This is a genomic window from Larkinella punicea (assembly GCF_003334855.1).
In the GTDB taxonomy this organism is placed as follows: domain Bacteria; phylum Bacteroidota; class Bacteroidia; order Cytophagales; family Spirosomataceae; genus Larkinella; species Larkinella punicea.
This window is the reverse complement of record NZ_QOWE01000004.1, coordinates 271558-287683: the sequence shown is the minus strand read 5'-3', so window position 1 is coordinate 287683 and position 16126 is coordinate 271558. Positions and strand designations below refer to the sequence as shown.

General features: G+C 52.1%; 18 protein-coding genes. 10 read left to right on the top strand and 8 right to left on the bottom strand.

What is annotated here, in order from left to right; genetic code table 11:
* Positions 1-62: 62 nt before the first annotated feature.
* The gene (locus DUE52_RS06435; protein ID WP_114405150.1) at positions 63-827 is read left to right on the top strand and encodes a creatininase family protein; all 765 of its coding nucleotides are present in this window, start codon (positions 63-65) and stop codon (positions 825-827) included.
* On the opposite strand, the gene DUE52_RS06430 is transcribed toward DUE52_RS06435, so the two are convergent.
* Positions 816-1130: a nucleotidyltransferase family protein gene (locus DUE52_RS06430; RefSeq protein WP_114405149.1), complete on the bottom strand. Its 315-nt coding sequence runs from the start codon at positions 1128-1130 to the stop codon at positions 816-818. The two genes, DUE52_RS06435 and DUE52_RS06430, sit on opposite strands and share 12 nt — an antisense overlap.
* A 298-nt stretch (positions 1131-1428) precedes the next feature.
* On the opposite strand from DUE52_RS06430, the gene DUE52_RS06425 reads away from it, so the two are divergent.
* The 4 genes from DUE52_RS06425 (at position 1429) to DUE52_RS06410 (ending at position 6969) form a co-directional block, all read left to right on the top strand.
* Positions 1429-3186 (top strand): PA14 domain-containing protein, encoded by a 1758-nt coding sequence (locus tag DUE52_RS06425; protein WP_114405148.1) that lies wholly within the window; start codon positions 1429-1431, stop codon positions 3184-3186.
* Between the two features lie 6 nt (positions 3187-3192).
* Positions 3193-3531: a tRNA-binding protein gene (locus DUE52_RS06420; protein WP_114405147.1), complete on the top strand. Its 339-nt coding sequence runs from the start codon at positions 3193-3195 to the stop codon at positions 3529-3531.
* An 11-nt stretch (positions 3532-3542) separates the two neighbouring features.
* A complete protein-coding gene (locus DUE52_RS06415; protein ID WP_114405146.1) occupies positions 3543-5546 on the top strand; it encodes a plastocyanin/azurin family copper-binding protein in 2004 nt (667 codons plus the stop codon).
* A gap of 88 nt (positions 5547-5634) precedes the next feature.
* Positions 5635-6969, top strand: coding sequence for a sensor histidine kinase (locus tag DUE52_RS06410; RefSeq protein ID WP_114405145.1), 1335 nt, complete (start codon positions 5635-5637; stop codon positions 6967-6969).
* Between the two features lie 28 nt (positions 6970-6997).
* Here DUE52_RS06410 and DUE52_RS06405 read toward each other — a convergent pair whose 3' ends face one another.
* Both DUE52_RS06405 and DUE52_RS06400 read right to left on the bottom strand, forming a co-directional pair.
* A complete protein-coding gene (locus DUE52_RS06405) occupies positions 6998-7642 on the bottom strand; it encodes an NAD(P)-dependent oxidoreductase (RefSeq protein WP_114405144.1) in 645 nt (214 codons plus the stop codon).
* Positions 7643-7844: 202 nt separating this feature from the next.
* Positions 7845-8255, bottom strand: coding sequence for an Rrf2 family transcriptional regulator (locus DUE52_RS06400; protein ID WP_114405143.1), 411 nt, complete (start codon positions 8253-8255; stop codon positions 7845-7847).
* A 127-nt stretch (positions 8256-8382) separates the two neighbouring features.
* Here DUE52_RS06400 and DUE52_RS06395 point away from each other — a divergent pair, with 127 nt between their 5' ends.
* The 4 genes from DUE52_RS06395 to DUE52_RS06380 all read left to right on the top strand — a co-directional run bounded on the left by DUE52_RS06395 (position 8383) and on the right by DUE52_RS06380 (position 11322).
* Positions 8383-8904, top strand: coding sequence for a hypothetical protein (locus tag DUE52_RS06395; protein ID WP_114405142.1), 522 nt, complete (start codon positions 8383-8385; stop codon positions 8902-8904).
* Entirely contained in the window at positions 8901-9224 is a 324-nt protein-coding gene (locus tag DUE52_RS06390; protein ID WP_114405141.1) for a hypothetical protein, read from the top strand. Before DUE52_RS06395 ends, DUE52_RS06390 begins: the two co-directional genes overlap by 4 nt.
* Complete coding sequence (locus DUE52_RS06385) at positions 9225-10589, top strand: M28 family metallopeptidase (RefSeq protein ID WP_114405140.1); 1365 nt, start codon at positions 9225-9227, stop codon at positions 10587-10589. It abuts the gene before it with no gap.
* Between the two features lie 259 nt (positions 10590-10848).
* Entirely contained in the window at positions 10849-11322 is a 474-nt protein-coding gene (locus DUE52_RS06380; RefSeq protein WP_114405139.1) for a lipocalin family protein, read from the top strand.
* A gap of 162 nt (positions 11323-11484) precedes the next feature.
* On the opposite strand, the gene DUE52_RS06375 is transcribed toward DUE52_RS06380, so the two are convergent.
* The 5 genes from DUE52_RS06375 to DUE52_RS06355 form a co-directional block, all read right to left on the bottom strand.
* Positions 11485-12564 carry a Kelch repeat-containing protein gene (locus DUE52_RS06375; protein WP_114405138.1) on the bottom strand — a complete coding sequence of 360 codons (1080 nt, stop codon included), beginning with the start codon at positions 12562-12564 and terminating at the stop codon, positions 11485-11487.
* A 241-nt stretch (positions 12565-12805) separates the two neighbouring features.
* Positions 12806-13441, bottom strand: a complete 636-nt coding sequence (locus DUE52_RS06370; protein WP_114405137.1) for an HPP family protein — start codon at positions 13439-13441, stop codon at positions 12806-12808.
* A 102-nt stretch (positions 13442-13543) separates the two neighbouring features.
* Positions 13544-13825, bottom strand: a complete 282-nt coding sequence (locus DUE52_RS06365; protein ID WP_114405136.1) for a helix-turn-helix domain-containing protein — start codon at positions 13823-13825, stop codon at positions 13544-13546.
* Between the two features lie 34 nt (positions 13826-13859).
* Positions 13860-14270, bottom strand: coding sequence for a GreA/GreB family elongation factor (locus DUE52_RS06360; RefSeq protein ID WP_114405135.1), 411 nt, complete (start codon positions 14268-14270; stop codon positions 13860-13862).
* A 58-nt stretch (positions 14271-14328) separates the two neighbouring features.
* On the bottom strand, positions 14329-15012 hold the full coding sequence (locus DUE52_RS06355) for an MCP four helix bundle domain-containing protein (RefSeq protein WP_165840876.1): 684 nt from the start codon (positions 15010-15012) through the stop codon (positions 14329-14331).
* Positions 15013-15094: 82 nt separating this feature from the next.
* Here DUE52_RS06355 and DUE52_RS06350 point away from each other — a divergent pair, with 82 nt between their 5' ends.
* A complete protein-coding gene (locus tag DUE52_RS06350) occupies positions 15095-16072 on the top strand; it encodes a hypothetical protein (protein WP_114405133.1) in 978 nt (325 codons plus the stop codon).
* Positions 16073-16126 lie beyond the last annotated feature (54 nt).

Here is a 16126-nt window from a genome sequence, read left to right as displayed (position 1 = left end):
CTCCTATTTACTCCGCTTAACTCTGCGAAATAACTCGTCCGCGAAATAACCTCTTTAAACTCATGCGTCCCTACATTCTTGCTGAAGCCAACTGGAAACACATTCACGACCAACCGATCGACCTGGTCATTCTGCCGTGGGGGGCTACGGAAGCCCACAACTACCACTTGCCGTATGCGACGGACGTGATTGAAGCCGACACGATTGCGGCTGAGTCGGCACGGCTGGCGTGGGAGCAGGGCGCGAAAGTAATGGTGTTGCCCACCATTCCGTTTGGCGTCAACACCGGGCAGACTGATATTTTGCTCGATATCAACCTGTATCCCAGCACCCAGAAAGCGATTTTGAACGACATCATCGAAATGCTGAACCGGCAGGGAATTTACAAGCTCCTGATTCTGAACAGCCACGGCGGCAATGACTTCAAAACCATGCTGCGCGAACTGGGCGTTCAGTATCCGACGATGTTTCTGACCACCTGCTCGTGGTTCAATACGCTTGATAAATCGAAGTATTTCGATGAACCCAAAGGCGACCATGCCGATGAAATGGAGACGAGTCTGTTGCTGCACCTCCGCCCGGATCTGGTCTTGCCGCTGGATGAAGCCGGCGACGGAGCGGCCAAAAAATGGAAGGTCCAGGCACTACGAGAAGGCTGGGCGTGGGCCGAGCGCAAATGGTCGCAGGTGACGGAAGACACCGGAATTGGCAACCCGAAGCAGGCCACGGCGGAAAAAGGTAGACGGTATTTTGAGGACGTCACCCAAAAACTGAGCGGTTTTCTGGTCGAACTGGCAAACCTGGATGTGAAGGCGTTATACGAGTGATGGTTTAAGTAGAAGGTCTTTGCCAAACTGGTTGATTTGATCCAAGAGTGCCGGTTCTTTGACGCGATCATATAAAATCAGGTCGAAGCGAATAGGAAGCCACAGTTCGTCCAGGGCATTGGATACATCAACAAGGTCATTGTGTGTTAAATCTCTTCCTTTAAGGGCCATGTCTACATCAGAGCCGGGGCGATGCGTGCCTTTCGCTCTTGATCCGAACAAAATGACCTGTTCAATACGGTTGTTACCAGCCAATACGTCCGTTATGGCTTTGAGATGAATATCGCTCAATCCGTACGTCATGGGTGTTATTCGTTAAAAAGAGAAGTTTGTCGACCATTTTGCTCTAATTCCCAACGAACTTCCTGATTCATATTTTTGGAATTGATTTGTCAAATTTACGGCATTTTTTATAGAAATAAGGGATTTGAGGTCTGCCGAAGGATTTGCTGAATATAAAACCGGAATACACTATTTTTGCTCCCCTAACCCTTTGCCAGACTGAAATGTTCGGGTTTGGTTTAGGGTAAAAAAAGACGTTACTTTCCCTTTTGCAACGTAAGCAGTTAATTGCTTTAACCACTGAAACTTTACCTATTCGATGAATCCCATTCTACGATGGTTCAACCGTGGAACCGCCCTCCTGCTCCTGGCAGGAACGCTACCGGTTTGGGCCCAATCTGTTGACGAATCCCTGACGCTGCTTCCCACCGATCGGTTGCCGGCGGTGCCCGCCAACTGGAAACCGGCGGCTTCCATTCTGGTGAACCCCCTCCGATCGGATCAGAAAACGAAGGCCGGGAGCGGTATTCTGGTCGGAACGCCCGGTCAGCCGCTCACCTTGCTCACCAATGCCAACGATGTTCGGCTGGTGATGGACGTGATGCTTTCGCCCGGCGCAGAGGCCACCCTGTCGTTTGGCGGCACGGGCATTCACCTGGCCGACCATTGGGGGAAACCGGAGGTCAACACCACGACCTTTGGTGCCATTGAAGGCAGCACGCTCTTGCCCTTACAGAATGCCGGCAAAGCGCCGGGTTTGTGGCAGCAGCTTGAAATTCTGCTTCAGGGCGAAGGCAAAGGCCCGGCCACGCTGGAGAAAATGACGCTCAACGGCACGCTGATTCAGGAAAGTCTGGTGCTGCCGAAAGCCACCGGAGGAAAAGCCGGTACGGTGAGTCTGAACGTTACAAACGGTACGGTGGCGGTTCGGAATATTGGGTATCAGTTAATTACCGATCGTCCGGTGGCAAAACTGACCAACATCCGCTACAAACTATACGAGAACAAAACGGAAACGGTTTCGCAGGCCGAATTGGCCAATCTGAAACTGGTCAAGGAAGATACGGTTTCGGCCCTGACCTACGAAGTCTCCTACGGTCAGCCGCGCTGGCACGGCATCGTTTACACCGGAGATCTGGTGGTCGACAAAACCGGGCCCTATACGATTGCTTTGCAGCAGGGCGGTTTTGCTTCCCTGCAAATCGACGGCAAGGAAATCATTGCCAACAAGCGGCTCGACCTGGGCTATATGAACACGGCCAAAATCAACCTGACGGCGGGGAAGCATCCTTTTACGTTGTTTTTCGGCCGGTCGTGGCCCCGGCCGGGTCTGGGTTTTTTCATCTCGGCTCCCGACACCAAGTTTCAGGCGCTGCACCCCCGGGCCTCGCTGCCCGAACCCGATCCCGTTGGCGAAATCGCGGTGGAACCCGGCACCAAACCGGCGGTGATCCGTTCATTCGTCAATTTTGGTTCCAAAAAGAAAACCCATTGCCTCTCCGTAGGCAGTCCGTCGGGTTTGAACTACACCGTCGATCTGAACCAGGGCGCGTTGTTACAGGTCTGGCGCGGGCAGTTTGCCGATGTAACCGACATGTGGTATGAACGCGGAGAACCGCAATTGCTGAAACCGCTGGGAACGGTAGCGGTTTTGTCGGCCCAGAGTCCGCTGGCGCTGATGGCCAATGCCAACCAGTACTGGCCTGATAGTTTGTCCGACAATGAGTGGAAATACACCGGCTTGTCAATGGATGGGCGAGGGTTTCCAATTCCACAATATCGCATGCGGGATCTGGACGTCACCGATGCGGTTTTGCCCGATGCCGACGGCAAATCCATCACGCGGACGCTGAGCGTAAAAGGGCCGGATAACGAGTCACTCTACTGCCGGCTGGCGGTTGGAGCATCGCTGGACGAAGTGGCGAAGGGTTTGTATTCGGTCGATGGAAAATATTTCATCCGGATCGATCCGAAGCTCAAACCGACGATGCGTACCAGTTCCGGGCGGCAGGAATTGCTGATGCCGGTTCCCATGAAAGGCGGTTCTGCTACGGTTCAGTATTCGCTCTTGTGGTGATTCGTTATGGAAAACAGCATCACCTGGGCTGACTTCGAAAAGGTTGAGATCGTAACCGGAACCATCCTGGCCGTTGACGCCTTTCCGGAAGCCCGCAAACCGGCCTACAAACTCACCATCGACTTTGGCGCAAAAGGCATCAAGCGATCCTCCGCGCAGCTAACCCGATTGTATAAAGCCGAGGATTTGCCTGGTATGCAGGTGGTTGCGGTCATCAACTTTCCGCCCAAACAGATTGCAACTTTCAAAAGTGAATGCCTGGTTTTGGGTGCCATTGGCCCCGACGGTGAGGTGACTTTACTGCAAACCGAACGCAAAACTGAAAACGGCTCCCGAATTGCCTAGTACTAAAGACCATGAAAAACAGACTCTCGTTTCTCTTTCTCTCTCTATTTATTTCTTCGTTCGCCGTGGCCCAGCGCCCGTTGACGGAAGACGATTATTACCGGCTTGTCACCATTCCCATGCCTGAAGGGGTACAACTGGAAGTGGGTGGCATGGCCGTGCTGCCTGACGGTCGGCTGGGCGTTTCGACGCGCCGGGGTGAAGTCTGGTTCATCAGCAATCCGTATATGAAAGGCAGCCGCCAGCCGCAGTTCAAACGGTTTGCCTATGGCCTGCACGAACCGCTCGGACTGGCGTATCACAAGGGTGCCATTTACGCCACGCAACGCGGGGAACTCACCAAAATGATCGATACGGATGGCGACGATGAAGCCAACGAATACCAGTCGATTGTGAAATGGCCGTTGTCCGGCAACTATCACGAATATTCGTACGGGCCGATTTTTTTGCCGGATGGCGATATGCTCATTACGCTCAACCTCGGCTGGATTGGCAAGGGAGCCAGCCTGGCCAAATGGCGGGGATGGATGCTGAAAGTCAACGAAAAAGGCGAGATAAAGCCGTTTGCCACCGGCTTGCGGTCGCCCTCCAGCTACCGGGCCTTGCGCGATGGCAGCATTTTTTACACCGAAAACCAGGGCGACTGGGTGGGTTCAGGCCGGATGACGCACCTCGAACTGGGCGATTTTGCCGGGAATCCCGAGGGGCTGAAGTGGACCTCCGAACCGAATTCTCCGCTGAAACTGAAGCTGGAAGATGTGCCGAGCACGGGAAAACCGATGCACGAGATGGTGAAGTCGATTCCACATCTGAAAGAACCGGCCATCTGGTTTCCGCATACGATGATGGGTATTTCGACCTCCGATATTCTGGAAGACACCACGGCCAACCGGTTTGGCCCGTTTGACGGGCAGTTGTTCGTGGGCGATCAGGGCCACAGCAAGGTGATGCGGGTTTTTCTGGAAAAAGTGGATGGGAAGTACCAGGGAGCCTGTTTTCCGTTCCGGTCGGGTTTTCAGTCCGGTATTTTGCGGATGGCCTGGGGGCTGGACGGTTCCATGTTTGTGGGGCAAACCAGCCGGGGCTGGTCGGCCACCGGCAAAGACCCGTTTGGGGTTCAGCGGCTGGTATGGACGGGCCTGACGCCGTTTGAAATGAAAGCGATCCGCTCGATGCCCGACGGTTTTGAGGTGGAATTTACGCAGCCGGTTGACAAGAAAACCGCCGAAGATCTGGCTTCCTACAGCCTGAATAGCTTCACCTACAAATACCATAAAATCTACGGTAGCCCGGTTGAAGATCCGCGGCCCGTGCCCATCCGGGGCGTTGTGGTGTCGGACAATGGCCTGAAAGTGCGGATTGTGGCCGACACGGTTCTGCGCGAAGGCTACGTTCATGAGGTGAAAGCCGAGGGCATCAGGTCGGACAAAGGGCTGGCGTTGCTGCACAATACGGGGTATTATACCCTCAACCACATTGCGCCCGGAACGAAGCTGACCATTGCCGCCCCCGCCAAACACAGCCATGCAGACATGGTGATGGCGTCTGCCAAAACCGCACCACCCGTTGCCGGAGCCAAAGGAAAACCGGCGGCTGCGAGTGCCAAACGCGTGACCGAACAACCGGCCGACTGGACCAACGGTCCTGATCAGGTGATTACAATCGGCACCGTGCCGGGTCTGAAATTTGACAAGACGCAGGTCGAAGTGAAAGCCGGGAGCCGCATCCGGTGGGTGTTCAACAACAACGACGACATGCTGCACAACTGCGTGATTGTGAAACCGGCCACGGCCAACGCCGTCGGCGATGCGGCACTGAAACTGAACCTGAACGGTTCCCGGATGCAGTATGTCCCGGTATCGCCGAACGTGTTGTTCCACACGAATCTGATGCAACCCGAAAGCTCGGAATCGCTCTACTTTGTGGCCCCAACCACACCCGGTGATTATCAGTTCGTCTGCACCTTTCCCGGACACGCATCACTCATGCAGGGCGTGATGAAAGTGGTGAAATAAGTAGAAGAATTTTAAGTATTTTTGTAAATAGGTGATTAGACTATGGGTTTAATCACCTATTTTTTCAGCTACTCACAGAAAAACGACGTTGGAAAAACCGCTACTTTTCAAATCCATTCAACGCTACTTTTCGGCACTGGTTGGCGTACCGGGGGAGACTACGCTGGAAAGCCGGATCTTCAATTCCATCTGTGTGGTGGGCATTGTGGCGATGCTCTACAACATTCCTTTTAACTATTTTATCGGATTGCCCGAAGCCTCGCTGGTTTCTTTTCTGCTGTTTATCGCGTTGTCATTTTTATATTATTTATCCCGGATAAAAAACAAATTCTATCTCACGGTTTCTACTGGTGGCGTTTTTGTTACCCTGCTTCTGGCGGGTAACTATTTTTTCAATGCGGGAGTTGTTGGCCCTTCCATTCTCCTGTTTATGTATGTTTATTTTTTGTTGGCTATCGTTTCGCCGTCCCGGCAGCATGTCTTCTGGTTTTGTTTTAATTTCCTTGTTGTCTTCACTCTTTTATCGGTCGAATATTTTTATCCAGACAGTGTAGTTGGCGGCTACTCAAGCCGATTGAATCAGATCCTGGACGTGGGCTCAAGCTATTTGGTAGGCATTGTAATGATTTACCTGGCCACGTATTTTTTCAAGAAAGCCTACCGGGCCGAACAGCGCCTGGTCGAAGAAAAATCCGTGGTGCTGGAACGTCTCAACGCCGAGAAAAGCAAACTTTTCTCCATCATTTCACATGATTTGCGTTCGCCACTGGCTTCTGTTCAGCAATACATTGAAATATTGAGGGAAACGGATCTGGACGATGCGCAAAAGAAACGGATCGAATCGGATTTGCTGGATGTCATCAACCACACCCAGGAGATGCTTTTTAACCTCCTGTCGTGGTCGACTACGCAGATGAACGGAACCAAAGTGGAGCTTACGCACGTCAACATTTCGACCGTTTTAAAACCCATCATTGAAATTTATAAACCGCTGGCTTTAAAAAAAGAAATCCAGTTGGCGTATTCAATTCATACACCATTCGAGGTCGTTGCCGATAGCAATATGTTGCAACTTATTGTTCGGAATTTAGTGGGGAATGCCATTAAGTTTACGCCTTCCGGGGGATCGATTGGGGTTGAAGTTCTGGAATCACAATCGAATTGTGTGATTGTTGTTAAAGACAATGGGGGCGGAATAAAACCGGAAGACAAAGCAACTCTATTTTCGCTTAAATCGCGGTCAACTTTTGGTACTAATAACGAAAAAGGGGTAGGACTGGGGCTTTTTCTTTGTAAAGAATACGCGGAAGTTCAGCAGGGAAAACTCTGGTTTGAAAGCGAACCGGGGGTAGGAACAACATTCTATCTGTCGTTGCCCCTGGTTCGTTTACCCGAAACCGTGCTGATAGGGAAAGCCGCTTAGTCAGCACGGTTTCGGGTGATTATCAAACTCAATACCCCACGGTAAACCGCTGACGAACGTGTGCGGGCTTGTCCAGTTCGTCGAGCAACGCAACGGCCAGGTCTTCGACGGAAATTTTACTCACCCCGTTTTCGTCAAACACCGGCTGGTTGGTTCCCAAGCGGAATTGCCCGGTGCGCTCGCCGGGTTCGAGCAAAATGGCCGGGCTGATAAACGTCCAGTCCAGGTCTTCTTCCTTTTTCAACGTGTTCAGGTAGTCACGGGCGGCCAATGCCCCCGGTTTCCATTCGGCCGGGAACTGTGGCGTGTCGATCAGTTGAACGCCCGGCGCAATTTCCAGACTCCCGGCTCCACCCACCACCAGCAGGCGTTTCACACCGGCTTTTTTCGTGCCGTTTTGAATGGCATGCGAACCGGCCAGATACTCGTTATAAAGGTTGGGGTTTTGCCAACCCGCATTGTACGCACTCACGACCGCATCATGGCCGGCCACGAGCCCGGCTACCTCCGCTTCATTCAGCACATCGCCTTTTACGGCCGTTAGCTGAGGGTTTTCTACCGTATTTTTTTCCGGATGGCGGACAATCGCCGTTACATCATACCCGCGGTGCAAGGCTTCTTTCAACAGGGCTGAACCTACGAAGCCCGTGGCTCCAATCAAGGCAATTTTCATGGTTTTTCAGAATTAGTTAATTGGTAAATTTTAGGACTTACGTCTAGTAATCCTTTGCGCTTTGCCCCTAAATCCCCTAAAGGGGACTTGGATGCAACCCCTCCAGATGTTAAAAGTCCCATTTAGGGGATTTAGGGGCAAAGCGCAAAGAATTAATTATTTTTAACTGTAATTGAATTTATTACAGTTTAGTTCAAAAAAATTAGTCAAACTGGTTGGTAAAATCGGCCAGGGTCGTTTGGTTAAGCCGCGCAATCAGGGCCTTCTCCGCATCCAGAAAAAGGGTGTCCAGGTGGGTATTGATCTGACGACCCACTTCGCAATCGGGGTTCGGGCTGTTTCGGTTTTGCCCCAGCAGTGGCGTTTGTCGAACAGCCTCGTAAATCGCCGACAGCAGGATTGTCTCCGCGGGTTTGGCTAAACTGCTGCCGCCGTTTTTGCCTTCCTTGCTGATAATGAGCCCCTTCTTTCGCAAATTGCTGATCTCTTTCCGAACCAAAACCGGATTGATATTGACGCTGCCAGCCATAAAGTCAGACGATAGCAGCTCCCCATTGGCCCTCGTCAGAAGGGTCATGATGTGGATGGCGATCGAAAACCGGCTGTTGTTCATTCTGTAATGAATTTTATTACAGTACAAAAGTAATGGTATTTCAATGCGAAATCAAGGCGCGGTTGAAAAATTTTCTGTCGTTGGCCTAAAAATTGAGTTGTATCCCGAATTTGTGCGTTAATTCACTATGCGATTCTTTTACGTACTCCTGTTCTGCACGCTTGTAGTAGGGGTTGCCTGTGCGCAACGCCCTGCCGATTCCACCTTTTACCGGCCCGCTGCTGCGGTTCCGGCCCATCTGAAACCCATCGAGCGGTCGTATGGATCGTATTTTTACGGGGGCAAGCGGTTGCGGTCGCCGAATTCGCTGGAGATTCCCTTTAACGAATTGAATGATCCCATCGTCAACCGCCATTTCCGAACCTACCGGACGTTTGTGCTGGCCGGTCAGGTCGTTGCGCTGGTTCCGCTGGTCTACGTTTTGACGCGTAACAAGGGTACTTATACCCGTTCGGGCGACTACTGGGCCGTGTATTTTGGCTCGATCGGTGCCACGCTGGGGTTAAGCATCATTGGCAATTCCCAGGCTCGCAAGGCGGTGACGCAATACAACCGGGCGTTGGCCGCTGCCCGCTTCGGGTTTTCGGCGCAACCCCTCCCTGGAACGACCCAAACCGCCTTTGGCATAAGCCTGGCCCGACGCTTATGAAAAACAGGCCTTCAGACGACGAGGACACCGGTTTTTCCTTTCGGGAATTGTTCTCGGAAGACGAAACCCGGGAATTCTATCAGCCGGTGCGGCAATTGCCGACGCGCCAAATTGCGTTCTGGTCGCTGGGCTTGTCTTTTCTGCTGGCGGGGGCGTTGGTGTTTTCTTCACTGAACGAACGCAGTCGCCCGGTTCTGCGTCAAAAGGCGGTTCCACGTTCCGGCAAAAAATCATTTTTAGATCCCGTAAAACGCCGTAAAATCGACGCGGTGGTGTATCTTCGTTTGTATTCCCGTTTACTAAACTCATCGACTTACTGAATGAAAAACTGTACACTTTCGGGTATTCTCCTTCTTTTTTCGCTTGCTTTACAAGCCCAGACCACCGTCAACCGCGATCCTGCCATTGCCCAACTCGTGGCCGACGTGTCGGCGGATAGTTTGCGGTCACACGTTACCAATCTGGTCAGTTTCGGAACGCGGCACACGATGAGCAGCGCGACGCCCAAACGCGGGTTGAGCGCGGCCCGGCAGTGGACATTGGGCAAGTTTCAACACTACGCCAAACAGTCGGGCGGACGGCTGACGGCCCAGATCGATAGCTGGACCCTGCAGCCGGACGGTCGGCGGATCGATGCCGTGACGCAAATGGGCAACGTGATGGCGACGCTCAAAGGCACCGACCCGAACGACGACCGGATTTTTCTGGTGAGCGGCCACATCGACAGCCGCGTTAGTGACGTCATGAACCGCACCGCCGATGCGCCGGGGGCCAACGACGACGGTTCGGGAACGGCCGCCGTGATCGAACTCTGCCGCGTGATGAGCAAAGTGCCGTTTCCGGCCACCATCATTTTTGTGGCGGTTTGTGGGGAGGAGCAGGGACTGCTGGGCGCCAACCACCTGGCGCAACGGGCGAAAGACGAAAAATGGAACCTGGAAGCGTTACTGAACAACGACATCATGGGGTCGAACCACAGCCCCGATACGCACATCACCGACAACACGCGTGTCCGGGTATTCAGCGAGGGCTTGCCGGGTTATCAGACGGATTCGCTGGCGGCCAACATCCGGCAGTATGGCCTGGAAAACGACGGAAAATCGCGGCAACTGGCCCGGTATACCAAAGAAGTGGGCGAGCGGTATGTCGATCAACTGGAGGTGGTGATGGTGTATCGCAACGACCGGTTTTTGCGCGGGGGCGACCACACGCCGTTTGTCACGCGCGGTTTTCCGGCGGTTCGCATTACGGAAATGAACGAGAATTTTGCCCACCAGCACCAGGATCTGCGCACGCAGGACGGTGTTGAATACGGCGATTACGTGAAGTTTATGGATTTCGATTACCTGCGGAAAAATACCGCCATGAACCTGGCCGTGCTCGCCAATCTGGCCAAAGCGCCGTCGATGCCGCAAAACGTTACGGTGGAGGCCCGGAGTCTGACCAACTCTACGAGCCTGTTCTGGCAGGCTCCCAAAGCCGGTAATTCGGCCAACCGGAAAATAAAAGGCTACTATGTTCTGATGCGCGAAACCCACTGGCCGTTCTGGCAAAAGAAGTTTTATACAGAAAAAGTCGGACTGACATTGCCCTATTCAAAAGACAATTATTTCTTTGCTGTTCAGGCCGTTAGCGAGGATGGGAACGAGAGTTTGCCGGTGATTCCCCGCCCGGGTTTGCGGTAACAGGCGAGCCTTACCCCTAAATCCCCTGAAGGGGACTTTTGCATCTGGAGTTAAGGGTGTCCAAGTCCCCTTCAGGGGATTTTGGGGTAATTATTACGCCCTGACGCAACGCTTTGACCGGTTTTTGCGTAGGGAAGATAGAAAACACCGGCTTTTTATCCGGAAATTTACAACCTGACATTTTTTTTTGTAGATTTCGTTTCCAACGGTCATCTCATCCAGTCACACTAAACTATTATTTCACAAAAACCTGAAAATTATGAAGCGATTACTTTATTTGATCTGCGTGGTGGTGTTTGCGGCTGGCTTGAGTTCGTGTAACAAAGATGATGATCCGGCACCTGCACCAGTGGTAGGGCAGTGGTCTGTTGACCGGGCACGCTATGCGGGCTTTACTGGTGACTTCGCATCGCTCAATGGTGACGAAGATTTGTCGAACCCAACCGTGACCGGTTATCGTGACGATATTGATATTAAAAGTGATAATACGTTTTCCGGAACAGAAAGGTCGAATGGAAGTGTTTTTGACTACAAAGGAACCTGGACGTTAACCAATAATGACCTGGTATTGAAAGAAGAAGCCGGTGATGAATTTAAGTATACATATGACAACACGACGACTCCCAATCAGTTACTGGGTGAAGTGCTTGCCCGGAGCGGCCGGTTTCTGAATGCAAATAGAGATACGGTGACGGTTAATTACACGGTTCAATTGATTTATGCCAAAAAATAACGGGTATAGATTTTTAAGAAATATAAATACGACCTCCGGATTTTACGCCGGAGGTTTTTTATTGTTTGGGCAGTGTTGAAAAGCGTTATTGAGCGGAGGAAATTAGAGGAAACAACCCCTGCGTATCTCTGATTTCCTCCGCTAAACTCTGCGAAATGATTCCTAGTTGGGCGTGTACTCCAGCAACTGGTTATCCTGGTTGATGAAATAGGCTTTTTCGTTCAGGCTGGTACCGACGGTGAACCGGTTTCCCAGGGCATTGTAGGTATGCCACTGGCTGGTGCCGGGCGTAAAACTGATGAGTTGGCCGGTGCTGGTGATGATATACCCCGTATTTTTGAGGGGGAAAGCCTGATGCGCCCAAGTTAAATCATAACCCGTTGCCGGGGTTTTGGACTGATTTGACACCACCAGAGCGAGACCGGTTCCGGTTTCTGTACCTTCAAATTCGTAGAGGTCGTGGGCTTCCACCTCTTTCTGAAGGGCATCATGTTGATAAAATGGATCAAACGTGCCGGACCGCTGCACACTGCCACCCCCGGTATACACGTGATTGCCGATTGAAAAACCAAACCCTTTTTTACGCAGGACGCTATATAAGGTTCGTTCGTTCAACGGTTGATCAGACGTCATCGGGAAGGTCGATGTTCCCAGGATGGTGATGGTTGCTTTCTGCCAGCCGTTAATGGCATCATTTACGAGTCCGTCCTGGTTCCACCGTACGAACGTATTGGCAGGGGTACGGTAGGTGCCCCAGAGTGAAAGTCCTTTTTCCCCAAAATGAAGCGATGTGGCACCGGTTCCCAAGCGGGGAGTAGGTAAAACCACGGTTTGCCAGGTATCCGTGGCCGGGTCATATTCGTAAATGTCTGTGGAATAAGCTTCTAAATCAAAACTGGAAGCGGGATTCAGTTCTCCGGTGGTTGATAAACCGACATAGAGTTTGTCGTTGACGGTGAAGTACGTAAGTCCGGATTCCAGTTTGCCGGGAAAATCTTTTTTAGCTTTCCAGGTATTCGTAGCAAAATCATACTGCCAGAGTTTGGTCAGAAGAGCAGGCGATGTGCCATTTCCGGTACCGGCATACAGGTTACCCTGCAGGTCGACCATGAAAAGGGGAGGAGAAGTGGGTAAACCGGCCAGGGTGCGCCAGGCACTGTCGGGGTCCAGATGATCCCTCAGGCAACCGCCCAAAAAAAGCGTGATGGCAAGCAGAATGAGTACCGTAAAATAGCGTAGCATGGCAAATGGAAGTTAAGTTGTTCAGTTTCTTCCTGGCAATATCCGTAAATAACGTATGGCGTACGGATTTGCTAATTGCCTGTAAATGTGGGGGTTTTGGAGGTTGTATGGCCTGATTTTCGTTAGGGGATCGTATGATTCCCAGCGGTTTTTTCAGATGACAAAAATCAGTTGTGGTTTGTCTTTTAATACGCCGGACGGGTTGCCGGGCTGTTGATGACACCCGCTTTGACGCCCCGTTTTAGGGTACGTCCAGCGCATCCACCTTGTCCGGATGAAGTCGCCGGGGTGGATTTCTTCTGAGCTTTCTGGCCACCTTTCGCCAGGGTAGTGGAGCCACCGGATAGGATCGGCCTTTCGGTATGTTGTTGACAATCAGGGCGATTGTTAGCAGGATAAGAACGCCGGTCATGACGGGGGCCACGGTATATCCAAATCCTAAACTTTTGATTTTTTCTGAACCAATGTTGGCGATCAGAGCCGTGGCTCCGGCCGGCGGGTGCATGGTTTTGGTGATCTGCATACCCACAATGGATAGCGAAACGGCCAGAGCGGATGCCAGCCAAATCTGGTCGGGAACCAGCTTCTGGATGGCAACGCCAATCAGGGAAGCCAGCAAATGTCCTCCGACCAGGTTTCGGGGTTGCGCCAGGGGGCTATGGGTTGTTCCGAAAATTAAGACGCACGAAGCCCCGAAAGAACCGATCAGAAAAACATCGTCCTGCGGGGTAAAGCGGGATTGCTGAATCAAACCCAGGGATGCGATGGCGGTAAAAGCACCCAGAAAAGTCCAGAAATGATCGATGGGTGCCAGAATCGTTTGACGGTAGAGGACGTAACGGGCAATGCGATAACGACGCTTAATTCTTTTTTTCACAAACGGAAGAGTACGTACGAGGCTCGACTGAAAGCAGGGCCTAAAAAATCAGGATACAAATATCGTCACCAGACCTGACATGACGCAAGTCTGGTGATACTTTCAGGATAAAAACCCGACCATCAGATCGATTTCCAGCACCCTGGCGATTTTCAACAGGGTGCCGATGGTGACGTGTTGTCCCTTTTTTTCATACTTATTGACGGTAGAAATCGACACGCCCAGTTTCAGGGCCAGATCGCTCTGGGTGAGATCGGCTTTTAAGCGGGCTTCCCGAATCAGGTTCCCCACCTGTTGCAAAGAGGGTTCCTGATCGGTTGCTTTTACCAGAATGGAAGTGGAATGAACCAGGGTATTTCGTTTTTTTGGGTGATTCGGATGCACGTTTCAGGAGTGGATTGTTCCCGGACCGGGGTCATTAAAGTGATAAATCACCGGCGGCTTCGGGTTGGTACAAGATGGCGTCGATCTGAATTTTTACCGTTCGGGCCGGGGTTGCAAAGCTGACCAAATCGCCTTTTTTACAGCCCAGCAAAGCGGTAGCCAGCGGGGCAAAGATCGAAATCTGACGCTGGGAAATATTCGCCTGTTCGGGATACACCAGCCGGATGTTCAGCGTATGCTGGTTGTCGAGGTACCGGATTTTTACCAGGGAATTCATGGTCACCACATCTGCCGGGATGTCGGAGGGCTCCAGCAACGTGGCCTGGCTCACGCCCAGCAGCAAGGTTCGGATGTGTTTGAAAGAAGCGGTCGGATCGGATTTGGCTTGCACCACCCGGTCGATCAGTCGTTGATAATCCTGCGTATTTATGATTAAATTCTTCATGTCTTAACCGGTTTTAAGGAGTTGAAAGAATCGTTTCATCCGGCACGGCATCTGTCTGTTAATTGAGGTGCCAGGCTTTCGGATCACGATTCCCAAGGTTTACGTTATACAGGGTACTGAGAATAAGCAGCCCCATGATGATTGCCACCGCCACCTGTAAAGTGGAGTTGGCATAAAAGTGGAGGGCTTCGGTATGGGATTTCTTCCTGAACTCCTGCCCAACGACCGACTGAATGCGGGCCAGATCATGCAGATGGGTCACACCCTGCTGAAAGAGAACCGCCCCATGTCCGTGGAAGGCGTCACGGGCCGCTTCGGTTTGGCCGGAAGCCCACTGGCGCAAAATGATCTGCTCCAGTTGTCGGTAGTCGGACAGCACGGTTTTGATCGCCAGCAAACTCGTCTTCTCGTCAGCCACCAGACTCGTCTTCTCGAATTGGTCGATGAGTTGCTGGATTCCGGTATCATACTGTTTTAGCTTCTTCCGGATGATTGTGGGAGAACCGGTATGGTGCGAAATCAGCACGGTTTCCAGCAAATGCCGCCGGGCGTGAAACTTTTCACTCAGATACACCATGTCGACGGCGGGTTCCAGGCGGTCGGCATACACCGAACCCAGCGCCTGATCCATTTCCCGCATCGTACTGCGCATACTTAGCGACGTAAGTATGACCACCACCATGACGGGCAAAAGCAACAGCGTTGCCTTGATTTTTTGCTGAGTGATTCCGGATCTGTTCATACGTACGCCCTTTCTGTTAAAAAGTTGCTTCTTAATTTTTACAACTGTAAATTTACAACTGTAAAAATAGAAAACAAATAAAATGACGTATATCAGCGCACAGCCCCAACTGACCAATTCCTGGGACGACATCTGTTATCCGGTGCAGCCCGTCTGGCTGACCGACCTATTGCCGGACTACGACATTGTGGCGACCGATCGGCAGCAATTGATCGTTGGGCAGGTGAAAGGGGGACGGAACACCATATTTGGCATTCAGAGTGCCGATTATTCCATTATTCCGAATGCGGTTATTCGGGAGGTGGTCGATGCACTCATTCCGCAGTATTCGCTCCTGATCAAGTATACGCCGACCGGCGAGTTCAATATCAATATTGTGTTGCCGGAGGTGTTTATGCTGGGCGGGGAGCCACTGCAACGCTGCCTGATCTTAACCAACAGTTACAACGGGAAAACGCCTTTCAGCATTCAGGGGCAATCGTTGATGGCCTTGCTGGACCCGATGGTGGCCCTGCGCAGCAGCATGTTCCGGAAGCTGTGTCAGAATGGTTTGCTGGGCTGGGCCGATCACTTCGATCAGGTGTCGAGCTACCAGACCTGGCTGGGGCAGTGGTCGGGAGAAAGTGCAAAGGGGCGTTCGTCCAAAAACCGCCCGGCCGAAAACCGATCCGACCGGCCCGGCCCGGCCATCCGCAAAATTCACCACAGTCAGCTCACCATCGAGGTCTTCCGGCAGCACCTGCATAATCTGCTGGTCGACCACCTCAAACCGGAGCTGACGCTGACCACCACCGTTTATTCGCAGTTGCAGCAAACGGAAATACCGGGCCGTCCCAACGAAATCGTACGGGAGTTGCCCATTCCGGTTCAACTGGCCAAACAAGCCTACGAGCGACTGCGGACGGAAGAACAACTGCTTCATACGGGGCCGTCGCTGTGGTTGTTGTACAACGCCGTCAATTATGCCTTGTTCACCAGCCGCAGCAGCCTGACCCTCAACGACCGTTACCGGCTGGACGAACGGGTGTTTCATCACCTGGCCACCCGGGCATACGCCTAAATGAATTGAAAATCAAGGAAATGGTTTCGGGATCCGTCCCGGCAAAATTTATTT

Coding starts and splice junctions, on each gene's coding strand:
- DUE52_RS06435 (WP_114405150.1), top strand. CDS start 63: ATGCGTCCCTACATTCTTGCTGAAGCCAACTGGAAACACATTCACGAC.
- DUE52_RS06430 (WP_114405149.1), bottom strand. CDS start 1,130: ATGACGTACGGATTGAGCGATATTCATCTCAAAGCCATAACGGACGTA.
- DUE52_RS06425 (WP_114405148.1), top strand. CDS start 1,429: ATGAATCCCATTCTACGATGGTTCAACCGTGGAACCGCCCTCCTGCTC.
- DUE52_RS06420 (WP_114405147.1), top strand. CDS start 3,193: ATGGAAAACAGCATCACCTGGGCTGACTTCGAAAAGGTTGAGATCGTA.
- DUE52_RS06415 (WP_114405146.1), top strand. CDS start 3,543: ATGAAAAACAGACTCTCGTTTCTCTTTCTCTCTCTATTTATTTCTTCG.
- DUE52_RS06405 (WP_114405144.1), bottom strand. CDS start 7,642: ATGAAAATTGCCTTGATTGGAGCCACGGGCTTCGTAGGTTCAGCCCTG.
- DUE52_RS06400 (WP_114405143.1), bottom strand. CDS start 8,255: ATGAACAACAGCCGGTTTTCGATCGCCATCCACATCATGACCCTTCTG.
- DUE52_RS06395 (WP_114405142.1), top strand. CDS start 8,383: ATGCGATTCTTTTACGTACTCCTGTTCTGCACGCTTGTAGTAGGGGTT.
- DUE52_RS06390 (WP_114405141.1), top strand. CDS start 8,901: ATGAAAAACAGGCCTTCAGACGACGAGGACACCGGTTTTTCCTTTCGG.
- DUE52_RS06385 (WP_114405140.1), top strand. CDS start 9,225: ATGAAAAACTGTACACTTTCGGGTATTCTCCTTCTTTTTTCGCTTGCT.
- DUE52_RS06380 (WP_114405139.1), top strand. CDS start 10,849: ATGAAGCGATTACTTTATTTGATCTGCGTGGTGGTGTTTGCGGCTGGC.
- DUE52_RS06375 (WP_114405138.1), bottom strand. CDS start 12,564: ATGCTACGCTATTTTACGGTACTCATTCTGCTTGCCATCACGCTTTTT.
- DUE52_RS06360 (WP_114405135.1), bottom strand. CDS start 14,270: ATGAAGAATTTAATCATAAATACGCAGGATTATCAACGACTGATCGAC.
- DUE52_RS06355 (WP_165840876.1), bottom strand. CDS start 15,012: ATGAACAGATCCGGAATCACTCAGCAAAAAATCAAGGCAACGCTGTTG.
- DUE52_RS06350 (WP_114405133.1), top strand. CDS start 15,095: ATGACGTATATCAGCGCACAGCCCCAACTGACCAATTCCTGGGACGAC.